Raw genomic sequence first — 17,083 nt, 5'->3', positions numbered from 1 at the left:
CCTTCGGGCGAGACACCTGAGACAGATGGAGACAGCATGACTCGCAAGAGGGCCGCGGTCGCTCTCGGTACGGCCGGCCTCGCCGCGTCCGTGATCTGCGGTGCGGGCACCGCGTACGCCTGGGCGCCGGGCAGCGTCACGCTCACCGCGACCTGCAAGGACGAGCCCGGCAAGATCGTCCTCACGGTGACGGACAAGGACTCGCACGAGGGTTCGTTCGTGATCGGCAACGACAGGACGAGCGACACCGTCAAGGGCACGGTCAAGGGCGGCGGCACCGCCGACTTCACCGTCCCCTACGCGGGTGCCGGGACCACCTGGACGGTCAAGTTCGACCTCCCGGGCGAGGACGTGCACGCCTCGGTCACCACGGTCGCCGAGCCCAAGTGCGCGCCGGCCAGCCCGTCGCCGAGCCCGACCCCGACCCCGACCCCGACCAAGAGCGTCCCCGCGAGCCCGTCGGTCACCCCGAGCTCATCGCAGAGCGCGACGCCGACCGCCTCGCCGTCCAAGCCGGCGGCCGTGGTTCCGTCGAGCCCGACCGCGAGCGCCTCGCCCAAGGGCCAGCAGCTCGCCTTCACCGGTGCCGGCAACGTGACGGGCATCGCCGGTGGGGCCGCCGCCCTGCTGGCCGCCGGTGGCGCCGTCCTCTTCTTCACCCGCCGCGCCGCGCGTCACCACTGACGCGGACGCACTCCCGCAGGCCCGTCGACTCCCCGCGACGGGCCTGCGGACCGTCCGGAAGGCTCAGCCGGCCAGGTGCTCCAGCAGCAGCGGCATGATCCGCTCGGCGTCGGCCTCGGGCAGCCAGTGGGTGGCGCCCTCCAGGGCCACGAAGCGGTACGGCGCCTTGACGTGGTCCGCTGTCAGCTCGGCGGCCTCGCGGCCCAGCGCGCGGTCTTCGGTGCCCCAGACGAAGAGGGTGGGCACGGTGATCTCGCCGGCTGGCACCCGCAGTTCCTCGTTGAGCGCGCGGTACCAGTTGATCCCGCCGGTCAGTGCCCCCGGCTCGGTCAGCCGCTTCACGTTGGACTCGATCAGCTCCGGCGACAGCGCGCCGCGGTAGAGCGCGCGCAGCGTGGCCGCGTCGTCCGCCAGCAGCCCCAGCTCGGCGACGTGCCCGGGCAGCCGGAAGTGCCGGACGTACTGGGAGCGTTCCCGCTGGTCGCCGTCGCCGGTGAGGGCTCGGTAGAGGGCCTCGGGGTGCGGGGTGGCGAGCACGGTGAGGCTGCGCAGCCGCTCCGGGTGGGCCCAGGCCAGCGCCCAGGCGACCAGGCCGCCCCAGTCGTGGGCGACCAGGTGGAAGCGCTCGGCGCCGAGGGCGTCGGCGAAGCCGAGGGCGTCCGCGACCAGCTTCTCGACGGCGTACTCCTCGACGGTCTCGGGCCGGGCGCCGGGGGAGTAGCCGCGCTGGTCCACCGCGAGAGCGCGGTAGCCGGCTGCGGCGAGGGCGTCGAGCTGCTCGGTCCAGCAGTCCGCGAACTCGGGGAACCCGTGCAGCAGCAGGACGAGTTCGCCGTCGGCCGGCCCGGCGACCAGGGCGTCGAAGGTGTGCTGGCCGATGACCAGCTGGGTGGCGGTGGCTGTTGACATGGGGTCAGCTCCTGTCGGTGGCGCGTGAGGCCTGATGATCAGACCACACCACCTCGGTGAACCCGGCACCGGCTCCGGGCCGTGTTCCACAAGTGCCGGTGGATTCCGGCGCCTTGTCCGCAGTTCCGCACCTGACGGGAGTCGTCATGCCGACCGGTGACCCGAACCCGCTCGACCGCCAGCTCAGCCGGTGGTCGTGGAGCGTCCAGCGCGCGGCGGCGCGCAAGCGGGCGCGGCAGCGGCGGCTGCGGCTCTCCCGGGGGAGCGGGGCGGCGCTGCTGGCGCTGGGGATCGGGCTGCCGCTGCCGCTGGTCTACGAGTTCACCATCGGTGACCAGCAGGCCCGCGACCAGGCCGCTCAGGTCACCGCCGGTGTCGAGCGCGGCTGGAGCCAGGCGGCGGCCGCGTCGAAGCCGTCCGCCGGCCCGACCGCCGGGCCGAGCTCGTCCACCGTCCCGAGCCCGACCGCCACCGCTGCCCATGGCCTCACCGCGACCGGCAGCTACCCCCAGCACTACGCCGAGGGCCAGGCCTTCGCCGTGCTGCACGTCCCCGCGATCGGCCTCGACACCGCGATCGCCGAGGGCACCGACACCACCACCGTGCTCGACCACGGACTGATCGGCCACTACTCCGGCGCCCAGGAGACCGCCTTCCCCTGGCAGGGCCTGGGCAACTTCGCGCTGGCCGCGCACCGCACCACCCACGGCGCGCCGTTCAACCGGCTGGCCGAGCTCAAGCCGGGCGACGAGGCCGTGGTCGAGACGGCGGACGAGTTCTTCGTCTACGCCTTCACCGGCGGCATCCCCCAGGTCGCCACCGGGGACGTCGGCGTGCTGGCCCCGATCCCGGCCGGCTCCGGCTTCACCGCGCCGGGCCGCTACCTGACCCTGACCACCTGCACGCCCGAGTACAGCTCGGCGGGCCGGCTGATCCGCTTCGGGCAACTGGTGAAGGTCGTCCCGCGCTCCGCCCAGCCCACCGGGATCCCCGGCCTGTGAACGGGGACGCCACGCCCGGACAGGCCCTGTTGCCTGACGCGGCACTAGACTCCAACGCCGTGCTACGTGTACTGGCGGTGGACGACGAACCCCCGGCCCTCGAGGAGCTGCTCTACCTGCTGCGCGCCGACCCCCGGGTCGAGCGGGCGGACGGGGCGGGCAACGCGACCGAGGCGCTGCGGCGGATCGGCCAGGCCCTGGAGACCGGGAACGACGGGGACAACCGGCTGGACGTGGTCTTCCTCGACATCAACATGCCGGGGCTCAACGGCCTGGACACCGCGCGGCTGCTGGCCGGCTTCGCCAAGCCGCTGGCCATCGTCTTCGTCACCGCCCACGAGGGGTACGCCGTCCAGGCCTTCGACCTCAAGGCGGTCGACTACGTGCTGAAGCCGGTCCGCCGGGAGCGCCTGGCCGAGGCGGTCCGCCGGGTCTGCGAGCGGGTCGAGCCGGACCGTGCCGCGCCGCCGGCCGCGCCCGTGGCGCCGCCGGAGCCCGCCGCGCCGTCAGCCCCGTCGGTCCCGTCGGTCTCGCCAGTGCCGCCAGTGCCGCCGGCGCTCGCCGGACCCGCGCGGGCACCCGATCACGCCGAGCCGCCCGCCGCCCCGCTCCCGGCGGACGACGTGATCCCGGTCGAGCTGGGCGGCATCACCCGGTTCGTCCCGGTCGACCAGATCGACTACGCCCAGGCCCAGGGCGACTACGCCCGCCTGTACACCGCCACCGGCAGCCACCTGGTCCGGATCCCGCTCGCCACTCTGGAGGAGCGGTGGCGCGCGCAGGGGTTCGTCCGGATCCACCGCCGTTACCTGGTGGCGCTGCGCGCGGTGCAGGAACTGCAGACGGAGGGCGGCGCGGTGAGTGTCCGGGTCGGCGGTGAGCTGCTCGCGGTGAGCCGCCGCAACGCCCGGGCGCTGCGCGATCTGCTGGTCCGCCGGGCCACCAACGGCCCGGGGTAGCGGCCTGCCGCGACCGTTCGTCGCCGCGCCGCTGCCGTACGGCGCACCAGAGCCGCCGTACGGCGACGGGGCTCGCCGAATGCCCTCCGCACAGAGGGGGTTGCCCTATCGTTGGCCCTGGTCCCGCGCCGTGAAGGGGACCGCGGGATGTCCTGCGGACGGCGGACCGAGCTAGGAGGAACCAGGGGTGTCCCACATCGATGAGCTGCTGGTCGAGGTCCATCGCCTCCCGGTCGGGACACCCACCAATCCTCGCGAACTCGCCGAGCACCTGGGGCGGTTGAAGACGGTGGCGGCCTGGTGGGCCGATGTGCTCCTGGAGGTCTCCGAGGCCAGCCGGGGGCTGGCGAGTGCCCCAGCGGCGGCCGCGATGGAGATCGCCTTCCGCCGGGCCGAGGAGTCCTTCGTGGAGCTGCAGATCGCCCACACCGCGGCGTCCGGGACGTCCGGCCGCTGACCCCGGGCCGCCGCCCGGCACCGCCGGTTTCTCCCCTGTTTTCACTGTATTTTCCGTGTGTTTTCCCGTGGTGATCGGTGATGACCGCATCCGACCGGATGCGTACACTGTGCGACTCAAGACACCGACAGCGGCGGGCGGCTGCCGTGCCATGCGCGCATGTGTGCGCACACATGCGCGCATGCCGACGCGGAGGGAAGCACCGTGACCGCAGAGGAGCCGCGCCCGCGCCGCGAGCTGGTCACCGGCGGACCGCGCGCCGGACGGGTCCCGGCTCCCAGAGGCTCGGCCCCCGCGCCCCCGCCGGCCGAGCCCGCCGATCCCGCCGTCAGCGCGCTGATCCGGCGTCAGCTGCGCACCTCCCTCACCGCCGCGGCCGCCCTGGTGCTGCTGATCGCCTTGCTCCCGCTGCTCTTCGCCGTGGCACCGGGCCTGGCCGGCAGCAGCATCGCCGGCGTGAACACGGTCTGGGTGGTGCTGGGCGTGCTCAGCTACCCGGTGCTCTGGCTGATCGGCCGCTGGTACGTCGCACGGGCCGAGGCGAACGAGAGCAGGCCACCGGACGACGGCGCGGCCGGGACGACCGGATGAGCGGCTCCTACGCGCTCGTCGCGGTCGCGGTGGTCTCGGCGGCGACGGTCCTGATCGGCGCGCTGGGCCTGCGGGTCTCGCGCACCACCTCCGACTTCTACGTCGCCTCCCGGATGGTCAACCCCCGGCTCAACGGCGCGGCGATCAGCGGCGAGTACCTCTCCGCGGCCTCCTTCCTCGGCATCGCGGGCCTGGTGCTCACCCAGGGTCGGGAGGTGCTCTGGTACCCGGTCGGCTACACCGCCGGCTACCTGGTGATGCTGCTCTTCGTCGCCGCCCCGCTGCGCCGCTCCGGCGCCTACACGCTGCCCGACTTCGCCGAGGCCAGGCTGGAGTCCCGCCAGGTCCGGCGGGTGGCCAGCGCCTTCGCGCTCGGCATCGGCTGGCTCTACCTGCTGCCGCAGCTCCAGGGCGCCGGGCTGACCCTGCAGACCGTCACCGGAGCGCCGCGCTGGGTCGGCGGCGTGCTGGTCGCCGTGGTGGTCACCGCCAACGTGATGGCCGGCGGGATGCGCAGCATCACCTTCGTCCAGGCCTTCCAGTACTGGCTCAAGCTGACCGCGTTGCTGGTCCCGCTGATCTTCCTGCTGCTGGCCTGGCACGCCGACGGCTCGCCCACCGGCCAGGTCCAGCACCCGGTCTTCCAGAAGACCACCGTGGTCCAGGTGGACCAGGCGGTCCGGATCCGGGTGCCCGACCCGGTCCAGGTGACCGTGGACGGCACCCTGGACGGCCAGGCCTACGAGCAGGTCCCGCTGGCGCTCACCGCGGGCGTCCACACCGTGGCCGGCCACACCGACCTGACCTTCCCCGCGCACGCCCAGGTGCCGAGCCGGGTCGACGGCGCGGCCGGCTCGCCCTGGGGCCGCCCCCCGTCCGCCGACCACGGCTCCCACCCGCTGTACGCCGTCTACGGGTTGATCCTGGCCACCTTCCTCGGCGCCATGGGGCTGCCGCACGTGGTGGTCCGCTTCTACACCAGCCCCAACGGCCGGGCGGCTCGCCGCACCACGCTCGTGGTGCTCGGTCTGCTCGGCGTCTTCTACCTGATGCCCCCGATCTACGGGGCGCTGGCCCGGGTCTACGCCCCGGACCTGGCGCTCACCGGGAACACCGACGCGGCCGTGCTGGTGCTGCCGGAACGGCTGCTCGGCGGCACCGGTGGCGCGCTGCTCGGCGCGCTGCTGGCCGGCGGCGCGTTCGCGGCCTTCCTCGCCACCTCCTCCGGCCTGGCCGTCTCGCTGGCCGGCGTGCTGCACCAGGACGTGCTGCCGTCGGTCGGCATCAAGGGCTTCCAGCGCGCCACCGTGCTGGCGGTGGCCGCGCCGACCGTCTTCACGCTGGTCGCCTCGGACCTGCCGGTGGCCGACGCGGTCGGACTGGCCTTCGCGGTCGCCGCCTCCTCGTTCTGCCCGATGCTGGTGCTCGGCATCTGGTGGCGCCGGTTGACCCCGCCGGGCGCGATCGCCGGTGCCGTCACCGGCGGCGGCGCCGCCCTCGTGGCGGCCGGCCTCACCATGGCCGACTGGTTCCCGGTCGGCTGGCCGCACGCGCTGCTCGCCTGGCCGGCGGTGTGGAGCGTCCCGCTGGGCTTCCTGGTGATGATCACGGTCTCGCTCGCCACCCCCGGCAGCGTGCCGCCCCGGACGGACGCCACCCTGGCGCGCCTGCACCTGCCCGAGCCCACCCGACCCACCCGCAGCCCAGGAGGCGTCCGCCGATGATCGAGGCACTCGCCCTGCTGCTCGGCGCACTGTGCTGCGTCGCCGCCGGAGCCGCGCTCCAGTGGACGCTGAGCCGCCGCCGGACCCGGGACGAGCGCGACCTGGGCACACCCGTCGAGCGCGCCACCTTCCACACCCTGCACACCGCCGCGCTGGCCGCCCCGCCGCTGCGCGCCGGGCTGACCGAGGACACCGCCCGCAAGGCCGTCCGCCGGCTGCGCTCGCTGCTCGGCACCCCGGCGCTCTGCCTCACCGACCTGGACACCGCGCTCACCTGGGACGGCGCCGGGGACCACCACCGGGCCGAGGCGATGGTCCTGGTCGCCGACGTGCTGGCGGACGGGCGCCCGCGGGTGGTCGGGGTGGCGTGCACGGTGCCCGGCTGCGACCTGCGCTGGGCGGCGGTGGCGCCGCTGGAGGTGGACGGCCGGGTGCTCGGCGCGCTCGCGGCCTTCGGCCCCGACGAGTCGCCGGCGCTGCTCCGGGCCACCGGCGAGGTCGCCCGCTGGGTCGCCGTCCAGCTGGAGCTGGCCGAGCTGGACCGCTCCCGCAGCCGGCTGATCGAGGCCGAGATCCGCACCCTGCGGGCGCAGATCTCCCCGCACTTCATCTTCAACTCGCTGGCCGCGATCGCCTCCTTCGTCCGCACCGACCCGGACCGGGCCCGCGAACTGCTGCTGGAGTTCGCCGACTTCACCCGCTACTCGTTCCGCCGGCACGGCGACTTCACCTCCCTCGCCGACGAGTTGCGCTCCATCGACCAGTACCTCGCCCTGGTCCGGGCCCGGTTCGGGGACCGGCTTCGGGTCACCCTGCGGGTGGCGCCCGAGGTGCTGCCGGTGGCGCTGCCCTTCCTCTGCCTCCAGCCGCTGGTGGAGAACGCCGTCAAGCACGGCATCGAGGGCCACCCCGACGCCAGCCGGATCGTCATCACGGCCGACGACGGTGGCTCGGAGGCGGTGGTGGTGATCGAGGACGACGGCGTCGGCGTGGAGCCCGAGCGGCTGCGCGAGATCCTGGCCGGCCGGGGCGGGCCTTCGCACGGCATCGGCCTGAGCAACGTGGACGAGCGGATGCGGCAGGTCTACGGGGACGACCACGGCCTGATGATCGAGACCGGGGTCGGCGCCGGCATGAAGATCACCGTCCGGATCCCCAAGTACCACCCGGGCGTCCAGGTCACCGCCCCGCCCGGACCGGCTGCCTGAACCGGCCGCTTGAACCAGTTGCCTGAAAGGGCAGCCCGGACCGGCCGCCTGAACCGGCGGTCCGCGCCGTCCCGTTCTCCTGCACGTCAGCGGTTCGCGCGCCTCGCGGGCCGCTCGAGCCACAGACGAGACGGGGACCGGATGAGTACGACAATGATCGGCCCGCGTGGCAGACTTGTCGCCGTGAACGATGCCGATGGGGAGCGGGACACGTTCGGCGAGGACGAAGTCCGAGGCCTGATTGCCGGGTGGCTGGCCGAGCCGACGACCGGCCTCGCCACCGACGCGGAGCGCGAAGCGGACGTCGACCCGTGGTCGGCCACCTCACTGCCGCTCGGCACCGGTCTGGCGGTCCCGCCGGCCCCCGCGGACGCGGTCATCACGGTCGCCCGGCGACTGGCCACCGAGGGGCTGGGCAGCGGCCCGCTGCCCCAGCCCGAACTCGGCATGCGGGTGTTGGCCGAGGCGATGGTGCTGGACGAGCACCCCTCGGTCGACGAGTGGTCGGCGGCCGACCGAGCCGTGGCGCTGGACTGGATCACCCTGCTCATCCACCGCTTCGGCGAGGACGGCGTCCAGCGGCTGATCGCGGCGCTCTCCTGAACCTTTGAACGTTTGAACCTCTGAACGCTTGAACGTTGATTGACGATACGTCACATCCCCGGCCGCACAAGGTGCTTCGGCCGGGGATGCGTGCTTCTCCGTCTTCTGGCGGGCCAGGCTCAGCCCGCCGCCACCGCCGCGCGGTGCTGCTTGGGCGAGAGGTGTATCCCGGCGGCGAGCCGGGCGCGCTGCATCTCCTCGCCGACCATCGCCGCCAGGTCCAGGTAGGCACCACGCGTCTTCGGCCGCAGCTTGTCCAGCTCGATCTCCGCGCCGGTCGCCAGGTGTTCGTCGAAGGGGACGACCACGACGCCGCGGCAGCGGGTCTCGAAGTGCGTGACCATGTCGTCCAGCCGGATGAGCCGGCTGGTGTCGCGGACGCCGGAGATCACCGTGATGCTCCGCGCGACCAGGTCCTGGTAGCCGTTGGCGGCCAGCCACTCCAGGGTGGTGCTGGCACTGCTCGCGCCGTCCACGCTCGGCGTCGCCGCGACGATCAACTGGTCGGCGAGGTCCAGCACGCCGCGCATCGCGCTGTAGAGCAGGCCGGTGCCCGAGTCGGTCAGCACCAGCGGGTACTGGGTGCTGAGCACATCCATCACCTGCCGGTAGTCCCGGTCGTCGAAGGCGGTGGAGACGGCCGGGTCGACGTCGTTGGCGAGCACCTCGAGCCCGGCTCTGGTCTGCGAGGTGAAGCGCCGGATGTCCATGTAACTGCGCACCTGCGGCAGGGCGTCGACCAGGTCGCGGATGGTCGCGGTGGTCTCCGGACGCACCCGGCGCCCCAGCGTCCCGGCGTCCGGGTTGGCGTCGACGGCGATCACCTTGTCGGCCCGCTCCCCGGCCAGCGTGGCACCCAGCCCCATGGTGACCGAGGTCTTGCCGACCCCGCCCTTGAGGCTGATCACGGCGATCCGGTAGCAACTGGCCAGCGGCGTGCGGATCAACTTCAGCTTCTCGTCCCGCTGCCGCCCGCCCCGCCCGAACGGCAGACTCCGCTGCGAACGCTGCGGCTGCCGCCGGACCAACCGGTCGGAGCTGAGCTCGACGGCGGCGGTGTGCCCCAGCGCGGTCTGCTCGGCGACCGGCTGCTGACTGGCCGGCTGCTGGGGGGCCGGCTCCGGCTGGTACGGCGGCAGCGGGAGCGTGACCGCCGCCGACGCCTCCTCGGCCGGCCCGGGCAGCACCGGCCCGGGCCGCCGCGCCTCCGGCGGCACCAGCACCGTCCCGAGGGCATCCATCGGCGTGGCCCACTCCGGCAGTTGCTCCGGACCGTCCGCTGCCGCTGCCGCCCTGGCCGGCAGCGAAGCCGGCGTGTAGTCCGGAGCGTCCCCCCAGAAACCGGGGTCGAGCGTGACGACGGTGGTGGCGCCCACTGCTGCTGCCATCTGTGGCCTCCTGATCTCCGCCTTGCGCAGGGCTGGTGACGACCTTCACCTCGCACTACGGCGCAGCCGGCCGCGCCGGTTCAGCCGAGTCCACCAGACTGACTCCAGGAGGGGTGCTGGAGCAGGCCCGGCCGGGATGATCGGCTGGAGCTCACTCTGTTCTGGGTAGGGCCTGCAGTCGCTGCTTCAAGTCGGCAGTCTGATCGATGAGTCCGAGGCTTTCCGCCACGCCGAGGGCCACCGCCAGAGTCGTACGGCGCATGAACGGGGAGAGGTAGGCGATGAGGCCGAGTGCCAGCTGCGCGTAGTCCCACGCGCGCTCGTACTCGCCTGCCTCGTCATATTCACAGGTCAGAACCTGGTAGGCGCCCGCGAGATGCTGAAGGTCGCCGAACTCCTTCATGATGGTGATTGCTTCGGCTGCACTCTGCTCCGCATACGACCTTCGGCCAAGGGCGAAGAGGAGTGGGATTTGGGCTACCAGGGTGTTGGCGAGCCGTTTCTGGTCTCCCAGGTGGGTGAAAGCGGAGATTGCAGCATTGAACAGCTCGAAAGCCTCGTTGTCTTTCTCGAGCACGTAAAGCGTTGCGGCCGCGTTCGCTTTCGCCAGTGCCGCGCCCGAATCATTCCTGGATTGCTGTGAAAGCTCGATGTCCTCCAAATGGATCTCCAGAGCCTCGTCCAGCTTCCCTAGCCGTCGGAGAGTAAGCCCAAGGTCGTTCATGATTGTGCTCATCAGGTGCGGATTTCCGAGGTGCTTGGAAAGCTCAAGCGCCTGCCGCTGTAGAGCCTCGGCCTCGTTGAACTGTCCGCTGTCGACGTATGCGAGTGCCAAGGTATTGAGTGTCTCGGCCATCCCTGGCTCGTCACCGGATTTCTTGCAGGACTGCAGGTCATGTTGGAACCCTTGGAACGCCTCGCGATACTTGCCGCTGGCGCGGTTAATCGTCCCAAGGTTGTAGATGACCGTACTGACGCCGTGCTCGTTCCCTTGCTGTTCATATAGATCGAGGCTCTGTTGCAGGTACGGGTTGATCTCCTCGGCGGGCGCGCCGCAGTCGAGCAGGAGACAGCCCAGGATGTTGGCAGCCGGGGCGACGGCCAGAGGATTCTTGGACGCGGTGGCCAACTCGTATGCATCACGAGCGATCGCTAGAGCTGCCGGGAACTCCCGCCTGCTGCGGGCGAGGTTGGCTCGCGCGAAGAGAAAGAAAGCTTTATAGCCGTCATTTCGAAGTGCCTCGGCGGCATCGAAGCCACGGCTGGACACCTCCTCCCAGGCCTGCCAGCGGCCGAGGGTCTCACAGACGGCGTACAGATGGAGGGCTAGGAGTGCTGCATGTTCGGCAGATTTCCTGCCCAGGTGTATTGCGATTGCTGCGGTGGCGTTCGGCAGCTCATCGTCAGCCCAGCGATGAGCCGACTCCTTGGAGTCGATCGGTGCGGTGTGTCCAGAGGGTTTGCCGGCTGATTCCAGTTTCCCGGTGACGGCGAAGTGGGCTCTGGCCGCGGAGTTCCCTAGCCAGGCAAGCATGCGCCGTGTCGGTGCCTCACCCTTCTTGCCTGAGTCCTTCAGGAACTTGCCGCGCGAGAAGCTCTTGATCAGATCGTGGAATCGATATCTGCCATAGCTGGCAGCCGACTCGATGAGACTTGTGTCCAGCAGTTTGTCCAGCAGCTCCTGCGCCTCTCCTGCGGTGCAGTCCATGAGTGCTGAGCAGAGTCCCGCGCCGAAGTCCTCGCCAGGTACGAGTGAGAGCCGCTTGAATGCCCGCTTGGCGGGCTTTCCGAGTCTTCGGTACGAGAGATTGAAGGCCGCCCTGATCTCCAGGTCCCCGGCCTTCAACGCTGACAGTCTGTGCCGCTCGTCCTCCAGAGCTGACGCCCAGTCAGCCATACGCATGCCCCTGGTCGAGGCCAGCCGGTTCGCGACGATGCGAAGCGCTAGGGGCAGGTGGCCGCAGGCGTCGACGACGCGCTGCGAGCTCGGGACGTCGCCAAACACATGGTCCTCGCCGACGATTTGCGCCAGAAAGTCAAGCGACGTGGCGACTGGAAAGATGTCTAGATCGATGCGGGTGACGCCCTGAAGGCCACGGAGTGGATTCCGGCTGGTGACGAGCATGAAGGCACGGTTTCCCGGAGGGAGCAGCGGGCGTACCTGGCCCTCGTCGCTCACGTTGTCCAGGACGATCACCAGCGGTCGGTCGGCGAGGGCGCTCCGGTAGGCGTCGGCTCGTAGCTGCGGGTCGGTCGGGATGTCCTCTTCCGGGCTCCCGAGCGCTCTTATGAAGCGGCCCATGACCTCCTCGGGCGAGGCCGGCTCGGTGTCCAGACCGCGCAGGTCCATGTAGAGATCGCCATCGGCATAGGCGGAGCGCGCGCTGTAGGCGATGTGCACCGCCAGGCTGGTCTTTCCAACGCCCGGCTTGCCAGTGATCGTCGTGATGCCTACTGGCGGTGCCTGGCAGGGTGATGTGGCTCCGGCCCCTACGGCCTGAAGTTCCGATTCCCGGCCCGTGAAGTTGGGGACCTCGGGCGGGAGTAGGCATGGGCGAACGATGCTACCGCTGGACGGAGTAGTCGACTTTTCGTTCGGAGGCGCCTGGACGAACACGATTGTGGGGCTGGTCATGATTGCCGCAGAGGGGTCACCATTGATCGAAACGGCGGCGGCACCGCTGGCTTCACTGGTTCGTGGACGCATCAGATCGTCCCGTGGCGGGCGCTAGCGGTGCCTGACTCGATGCTCTCCGACTCGATGGAGGCTGCGACGTCCCCACCCACCGCGACAGCGCCGGCGCCCGCCGCCATAACGCCCTTGGTTGGCACTGACGGTGCGATGGCCTCTCGTCGTTGGCTTGCCCTGGCCTTGATCGGAGCATGGGAGGAGCCACCGATCGCGACCGATCCCGGGCCGGCGGCGATTACCGTCGCCGAGCTGCCCTCCGTGTAAGTCAGGTAGTACTGCAGGGCGGCACCAACGGTGACAAGTGAGACCAGGAAGACGATCCAGCTCAGAGTTGGCCTGTCGGTGGCCTGCTTGGTAGCGATGCCTGTCACTGCTGCTACGACGGCGCTGAGAACCCCGGCGAGGCCGCGCTTGGCGAATTCGGACAACTGACTCCCTGCCCTAGAAAATGACGCATCGTCAGCGCTTTATAGCACGACGAAACCTCATCCCGTCGCCCTCGCGGGCTGACGTGATCGGGGCCGGTGGAATTCGTATTTTCGGCATGCGAGAACTGCGCCTGATGCCAGCTGTACTCCCAGGAGGCGGGGGACCTGTCCCGCTGTCAGCAGCGGCCAGTTGAGCCGGGGCCCCGGCTCAACTGATGAAAAGACAGGTCAGGTCGGGCCTCAGAGCGTCACGAAGCTCAACCCCTTCGCCTTGAGCGCGGGCAGCACCGTCTTCAGCGCGTCCAGGGTCTGCGAGCGGTCGCCGCCGCCGTCGTGGCAGAGCAGGATGTCGCCCGGGTGGGCGGCCATCAGCTTCTCGGTGATGTGCGGGACACCGGGGCGGTTCCAGTCGCGCGGGTCGACGTCCCAGTCGATCGGGGTCATGCCGTACTTGGCGACGGTCGCGAAGACGGTCGGGGACCAGTCGCCGCCCGGGGAGCGGAACAGGGTGGGGGCCGGGGCGCCGGCGTCGACGATGACCGACTGGGCGTCGACGATCTGCTGCTCGATCTGGGCGGCGGTGCGGTGCGAGAAGGGCTGTGGGTGGGTCATCGTGTGGTTGGCCACGGTGTGCCCGTCGGCGGCGATCTGACGGATCAGGTCCTTGTGCGCGTGCGCCTCGCTGCCGACCACCGAGAAGGTGGCCTTGATGTCGTACTTGCGCAGCAGCGCCAGCATCTGCGGGGTGTAGATCGGGCTGGGGCCGTCGTCGATGGTCAGCGCGACCGCGTCGGTGGGCGCGTTCGGCAGCAGGTCGTGCACCTTGAAGACGGGCTTGGTACGCACCGCCGCCGGGGAGGCGGCCGCGGGGCTCGGCAGGCCGGAGGCCGCCTGCGGATCGACCGGCGCGGCCGGGGAGAACGAGTCGGAGGGGGAGGCGTCCTGGGCGGGGGCGGCGCCGTGGGCGTGGGCCGAGTCGGAGCAGCCGGCCAGCGCGGCCGAGGCGAGTGAGGCCGCGCCCATGGTGGTCCAGGCGAGCAGGCGGCGGCGGGAGGGCAGGGACGAGTCGGACGGCTGGGACGGCCGGGCTATCGGCATGGCGGCACCTCAGGGCAGGCGGGGACGGATACATCTGAGTCGACGCCGTGTGAACCCGAACAGTTCCTGGGAGTCCGCTGGGTGTTGGGCTTGATCGACAGCGGGCCCTCGATGAGACTGAGGCGGCGGTCGGGTCGGCCGTCGGCGTCGACTGGGGGGAACGCGCGAATGACTGGTATGGGTGTTGAGCAGGACCGCCTGCGAGATTATCTGACTGGGCCGCGCCTTGATCACGCGCTCTTCGCCCCGGGCTTCGTGGCGGAGGTCGGGGCCGCGAAACTCACAGGCATCCGTGACCGGATCCGCAAGGATTTCGGCGGGTTGGGGTCGATCAGGCCGGACGAGGCGGCGGGGACCTACCGGGTGGACTGCCCCCGCGGGGTGCTGCGGGCCGAGATAGCGGTGGACGAACAGGGGCTGATCAGCCGGCTCTGGCTGGAGCCGCAACTGGACGACCGGCCGCGCTCGGTCGGGCAGCGGGTGAAGGCACTGTTGCAGCTGGCGGTGCTGATGCTGGCGACCCTGGGGGTCCCACTGATCGCGGTGGGCTCGGCGCTGGTCGACAGCCGGATCCTGATGCTTCCCGGCCTGCTGATCAGCCTCGCGATGCTGGTGGTCCTCTGGCTGAGTGCGCCGTGGTGCTGGGCGAGCCAGTACCTCCGAGCGGTGTTCGCGGCGGTCGTCCTCGGCGCGCTGGTCCTCGCGATGACCCGGCTGCCCGGCCTGCCCACCGGACATCTGCTCTGGACCTACCTGGGCGGCCCGGTGTTCGCCGGGTGGGCCGCCGTCTCGACGCTGTCCGGCCGCCGCGAGGCCCCGGCCGAGCGGACCCCACTGCTGATCGCCAACCCGCTACCGGGCAGCCGGGTGCTGGTCGGCCAGGGCGGCGGAAAGTCCGTCAACCACCATGCCGCCCACCCGACCCAGCGGTACGCCCTCGACCTGCTCTGCCTGGGCCGACTCGGCGCCCGGGCCCGCGGCCTGGCGCCCCGCCGGCTGACGGCCTACCGCGCGTACGGCGCGGTGGTCGCGGCGCCGTGCGAGGCCACGGTGGTCCTGGCCGTCGACGGCCACGCAGACCAGCCGGTGCTGGCGAACCCGTTCGAGCCGGGAGCGCTCCAGCCGCAGCCGGCGTACGGCAACCACCTGATCCTGCGCACGGCCGCCGACGAGGAGGTCGTGCTGATCCTCGCCCACCTGAGGGTCGGCAGCCTGCTGGTTGCCGAGGGCGAGCGGGTGACGGTCGGCCAACCCCTCGCCGAGGTCGGCAACTCGGGCAACACCACCGAGCCCCACCTGCACCTGCACGCCGAGGCCCGCACCGCGGACACCGTCACCCCGGTACCGCTGCGCCTGGCCGCCCGTCCGGCGCGCGAGTTGCGACGCGGACGGCGACTGGACCGCTGAGGCAACCGGTGCCGCGCGCCGTCCGGTGTGCGCCGATGGTCCATGGTCTGCTGGACCGGCGTTAACCCGCACCACACGCCCCGTCCGCGAGCATGGCCACCGTCCGCCGTTCCCGCACCCCGAGGAGTTCGCCGCCGATGTCCAGCCTCACCTATGACCGGGACGGCTTCACCCTCGACGGCAGCCCGTTGCGGATCCTCTCCGGCGCGCTGCACTACTTCCGGGTGCACCCCGAGCAGTGGGCCGCCCGGCTGCGGCTGCTGCGGGCGATGGGGCTGAACACCGTCGAGACGTACCTGCCCTGGAACCTGCACGAACCGCGGCCCGGGCACTACGACTTCGGCGGGTTCCTGGACGTGGAGCGGTTCGTCCGGACCGCCGAGCGGCACGGGCTGAAGGTGCTGCTCCGCCCGGGGCCGTACATCTGCGCGGAGTGGGAGTTCGGCGGGCTGCCCGCCTGGCTGCTCAAGGACCGGTCGATGCGGCTGCGGTGCGCCGACCCGGCGTTCCTGGCCGCCGTCGACCGGTGGTTCGACGTGCTGCTGCCGCGCCTGCTGCCGCTGCTCGCCGAACGGGGCGGCCCGGTGCTGGCGTTGCAGGTGGAGAACGAGTACGGCAGTTACGGCAACGACGCCGCCTACCTGCGCCACCTCGCCGACGGGCTGCGGCGGCGCGGGGCCGGCTGCCTGCTCTTCACGTCCGACGGGCCGACCCACCCGGCGCTGCAGGGCGGCACGCTGGCGGACGCGCTGCCCACGGTCAACTTCGGGGACCGGGTGGCGGAGAGCTTCGCGGTGCTGCGCGAGTACCTGCCGGACGGGCCCGCCGTCTGCATGGAGTACTGGAACGGGTGGTTCGACAACTGGGGCGCGCCGCACCACACCAGGGACGCGGGCGACGCGGCCAGGGTGCTGGACGAGCTGCTCGCCGCCGGGGCCTCGGTCAACCTCTACATGGCGCACGGCGGCACCAACTTCGGCTACCTGAACGGCGCCAACCTGACGGACGGGTTGTTGAAGCCCACGATCACCAGCTACGACTACGACGCCGCGCTCGACGAGGCGGGCCGCCCGACCGACAAGTACTGGGCGTTTCGCGAAGTGCTCGGCCGCTACACCGAGTTGCCGCCGCTGCCGGACGACACCGAGGTGACGTTCCTGGCACCGCGGATCCTCGAACTCGGCCCGCCGGTACCGCTGCTGGAGCTGGCCGAGCAGCTGGCCGCCCCGGTCCAGGCCGCCGCCCCACTGGCGATGGAGGAGCTCGACCAGTCCTACGGCTTCGTGCTCTACCGCACCTGGGTCAGCGGGCCGCGCGAGGCGGCGGAGCTGGTGGTGGACGGGCTCGGCGACCGCGCGCAGGTCTTCCTGGACGGGCGGCCGCTGGGCGTGCTGGACCGGACCGGACTCACCGGCGGGCCGGTCGAGTTGGCGATCCCGGCCGGCGGGGCCCGCCTGGAACTGCTGGTGGAGAACCTCGGGCGGGTCAACTACGGCCCGCAGCTGGCCGATCGCAAGGGCATCGCGGGCGGGGTCCGGCTCGGCGAGCAACTGCTGTTGGACTGGCAGATGTTCGGGCTGCCGCTCGCCGACCCGGGCCGGGCGGTCGCGGCGCCCCCGCAGAGCGGCGAGCCGGCGGACCGTCCGGTGCTCCGCCGCGCGGTGCTGGAGGTGGACCGTCCGGCGGACGCGTTCGTGCTGACCGAGGGCCACGGCAAGGGCCTCTGCTGGGTCAACGGCTTCCTGCTCGGCCGCTACTGGGACATCGGCCCGCAGCAGACCCTCTACCTGCCGGGCCCGCTGCTCCGCCCCGGCGCCAACGAGCTGGTGCTGCTGGAGCTGCACGGGCCGCGCGGGGCGGGGCTCGAGCTGGTGGACGAGCCGGTGCTGGACCGGCTGAGCGGTACCGATCGGGCCTGACCGCGGGCCGCTTAG

At 71.6% G+C, this 17,083-nt stretch carries 14 protein-coding genes and 1 pseudogene; 10 read left to right on the top strand and 5 right to left on the bottom strand.

What is annotated here, in order from left to right:
- Positions 1 to 36: 36 nt before the first annotated feature.
- Entirely contained in the window at positions 37 to 684 is a 648-nt protein-coding gene (locus P3T41_RS05535) for a hypothetical protein (protein ID WP_280688247.1), read from the top strand.
- A 63-nt stretch (positions 685 to 747) separates the two neighbouring features.
- Here P3T41_RS05535 and P3T41_RS05530 read toward each other — a convergent pair whose 3' ends face one another.
- Positions 748 to 1,593, bottom strand: a complete 846-nt coding sequence (locus P3T41_RS05530) for an alpha/beta hydrolase (RefSeq protein ID WP_280688246.1) — start codon at positions 1,591 to 1,593, stop codon at positions 748 to 750.
- A gap of 146 nt (positions 1,594 to 1,739) precedes the next feature.
- On the opposite strand from P3T41_RS05530, the gene P3T41_RS05525 reads away from it, so the two are divergent.
- The 7 genes from P3T41_RS05525 (at position 1,740) to P3T41_RS05495 (ending at position 8,136) form a co-directional block, all read left to right on the top strand.
- Entirely contained in the window at positions 1,740 to 2,594 is an 855-nt protein-coding gene (locus P3T41_RS05525; RefSeq protein ID WP_280688244.1) for a class E sortase, read from the top strand.
- A gap of 59 nt (positions 2,595 to 2,653) precedes the next feature.
- Positions 2,654 to 3,553: a response regulator transcription factor gene (locus tag P3T41_RS05520; RefSeq protein WP_280688241.1), complete on the top strand. Its 900-nt coding sequence runs from the start codon at positions 2,654 to 2,656 to the stop codon at positions 3,551 to 3,553.
- A 187-nt stretch (positions 3,554 to 3,740) separates the two neighbouring features.
- Positions 3,741 to 4,010 (top strand): hypothetical protein, encoded by a 270-nt coding sequence (locus P3T41_RS05515; RefSeq protein ID WP_280688239.1) that lies wholly within the window; start codon positions 3,741 to 3,743, stop codon positions 4,008 to 4,010.
- Between the two features lie 204 nt (positions 4,011 to 4,214).
- Positions 4,215 to 4,601: a DUF485 domain-containing protein gene (locus P3T41_RS05510; RefSeq protein ID WP_280688238.1), complete on the top strand. Its 387-nt coding sequence runs from the start codon at positions 4,215 to 4,217 to the stop codon at positions 4,599 to 4,601.
- Complete coding sequence (locus P3T41_RS05505; RefSeq protein WP_280688236.1) at positions 4,598 to 6,325, top strand: cation acetate symporter; 1,728 nt, start codon at positions 4,598 to 4,600, stop codon at positions 6,323 to 6,325. Before P3T41_RS05510 ends, P3T41_RS05505 begins: the two co-directional genes overlap by 4 nt.
- Positions 6,322 to 7,533 carry a histidine kinase gene (locus P3T41_RS05500; RefSeq protein WP_280688234.1) on the top strand — a complete coding sequence of 404 codons (1,212 nt, stop codon included), beginning with the start codon at positions 6,322 to 6,324 and terminating at the stop codon, positions 7,531 to 7,533. The genes P3T41_RS05505 and P3T41_RS05500 overlap by 4 nt, the downstream gene beginning before the upstream one ends.
- Before the next feature lie 183 nt (positions 7,534 to 7,716).
- Entirely contained in the window at positions 7,717 to 8,136 is a 420-nt protein-coding gene (locus P3T41_RS05495) for a hypothetical protein (RefSeq protein ID WP_280688231.1), read from the top strand.
- Positions 8,137 to 8,300: 164 nt separating this feature from the next.
- On the opposite strand, the pseudogene P3T41_RS05490 reads toward P3T41_RS05495, so the two are convergent.
- The 4 genes and pseudogenes from P3T41_RS05490 to P3T41_RS05475 form a co-directional block, all read right to left on the bottom strand.
- Positions 8,301 to 9,203, bottom strand: a pseudogene (locus tag P3T41_RS05490) (MinD/ParA family protein); the annotation flags it as partial.
- A gap of 472 nt (positions 9,204 to 9,675) precedes the next feature.
- A complete protein-coding gene (locus tag P3T41_RS05485) occupies positions 9,676 to 12,159 on the bottom strand; it encodes a tetratricopeptide repeat protein (protein WP_280688687.1) in 2,484 nt (827 codons plus the stop codon).
- Positions 12,160 to 12,230: 71 nt separating this feature from the next.
- Positions 12,231 to 12,644 carry a hypothetical protein gene (locus tag P3T41_RS05480; RefSeq protein ID WP_280688229.1) on the bottom strand — a complete coding sequence of 138 codons (414 nt, stop codon included), beginning with the start codon at positions 12,642 to 12,644 and terminating at the stop codon, positions 12,231 to 12,233.
- Between the two features lie 240 nt (positions 12,645 to 12,884).
- A complete protein-coding gene (locus P3T41_RS05475) occupies positions 12,885 to 13,742 on the bottom strand; it encodes a polysaccharide deacetylase family protein (protein WP_280688228.1) in 858 nt (285 codons plus the stop codon).
- A 177-nt stretch (positions 13,743 to 13,919) separates the two neighbouring features.
- Here P3T41_RS05475 and P3T41_RS05470 point away from each other — a divergent pair, with 177 nt between their 5' ends.
- Both P3T41_RS05470 and P3T41_RS05465 read left to right on the top strand, forming a co-directional pair.
- Complete coding sequence (locus P3T41_RS05470) at positions 13,920 to 15,149, top strand: M23 family metallopeptidase (RefSeq protein ID WP_280688225.1); 1,230 nt, start codon at positions 13,920 to 13,922, stop codon at positions 15,147 to 15,149.
- A 137-nt stretch (positions 15,150 to 15,286) separates the two neighbouring features.
- Entirely contained in the window at positions 15,287 to 17,068 is a 1,782-nt protein-coding gene (locus tag P3T41_RS05465) for a beta-galactosidase (protein WP_280688224.1), read from the top strand.
- The last annotated feature ends 15 nt before the right edge of the window (positions 17,069 to 17,083 follow it).

The sequence above is a fragment of the Kitasatospora sp. GAS204B genome (assembly GCF_029892155.1).
In the GTDB taxonomy this organism is placed as follows: Bacteria; Actinomycetota; Actinomycetes; order Streptomycetales; family Streptomycetaceae; genus Kitasatospora.
The sequence above is the reverse complement of the archived record's forward strand: the minus strand, read 5'-3'. Positions and strand labels throughout refer to the sequence as shown.

What these genes read in the sequence shown, in the direction of transcription:
- P3T41_RS05485 (WP_280688687.1), bottom strand. Translation starts at nt 12,159, where the DNA reads ATGACCAGCCCCACAATCGTGTTCGTCCAGGCGCCTCCGAACGAAAAG.
- P3T41_RS05500 (WP_280688234.1), top strand. Translation starts at nt 6,322, where the DNA reads ATGATCGAGGCACTCGCCCTGCTGCTCGGCGCACTGTGCTGCGTCGCC.
- P3T41_RS05475 (WP_280688228.1), bottom strand. Translation starts at nt 13,742, where the DNA reads ATGCCGATAGCCCGGCCGTCCCAGCCGTCCGACTCGTCCCTGCCCTCC.
- P3T41_RS05465 (WP_280688224.1), top strand. Translation starts at nt 15,287, where the DNA reads ATGTCCAGCCTCACCTATGACCGGGACGGCTTCACCCTCGACGGCAGC.
- P3T41_RS05505 (WP_280688236.1), top strand. Translation starts at nt 4,598, where the DNA reads ATGAGCGGCTCCTACGCGCTCGTCGCGGTCGCGGTGGTCTCGGCGGCG.
- P3T41_RS05535 (WP_280688247.1), top strand. Translation starts at nt 37, where the DNA reads ATGACTCGCAAGAGGGCCGCGGTCGCTCTCGGTACGGCCGGCCTCGCC.
- P3T41_RS05530 (WP_280688246.1), bottom strand. Translation starts at nt 1,593, where the DNA reads ATGTCAACAGCCACCGCCACCCAGCTGGTCATCGGCCAGCACACCTTC.
- P3T41_RS05470 (WP_280688225.1), top strand. Translation starts at nt 13,920, where the DNA reads ATGGGTGTTGAGCAGGACCGCCTGCGAGATTATCTGACTGGGCCGCGC.
- P3T41_RS05525 (WP_280688244.1), top strand. Translation starts at nt 1,740, where the DNA reads ATGCCGACCGGTGACCCGAACCCGCTCGACCGCCAGCTCAGCCGGTGG.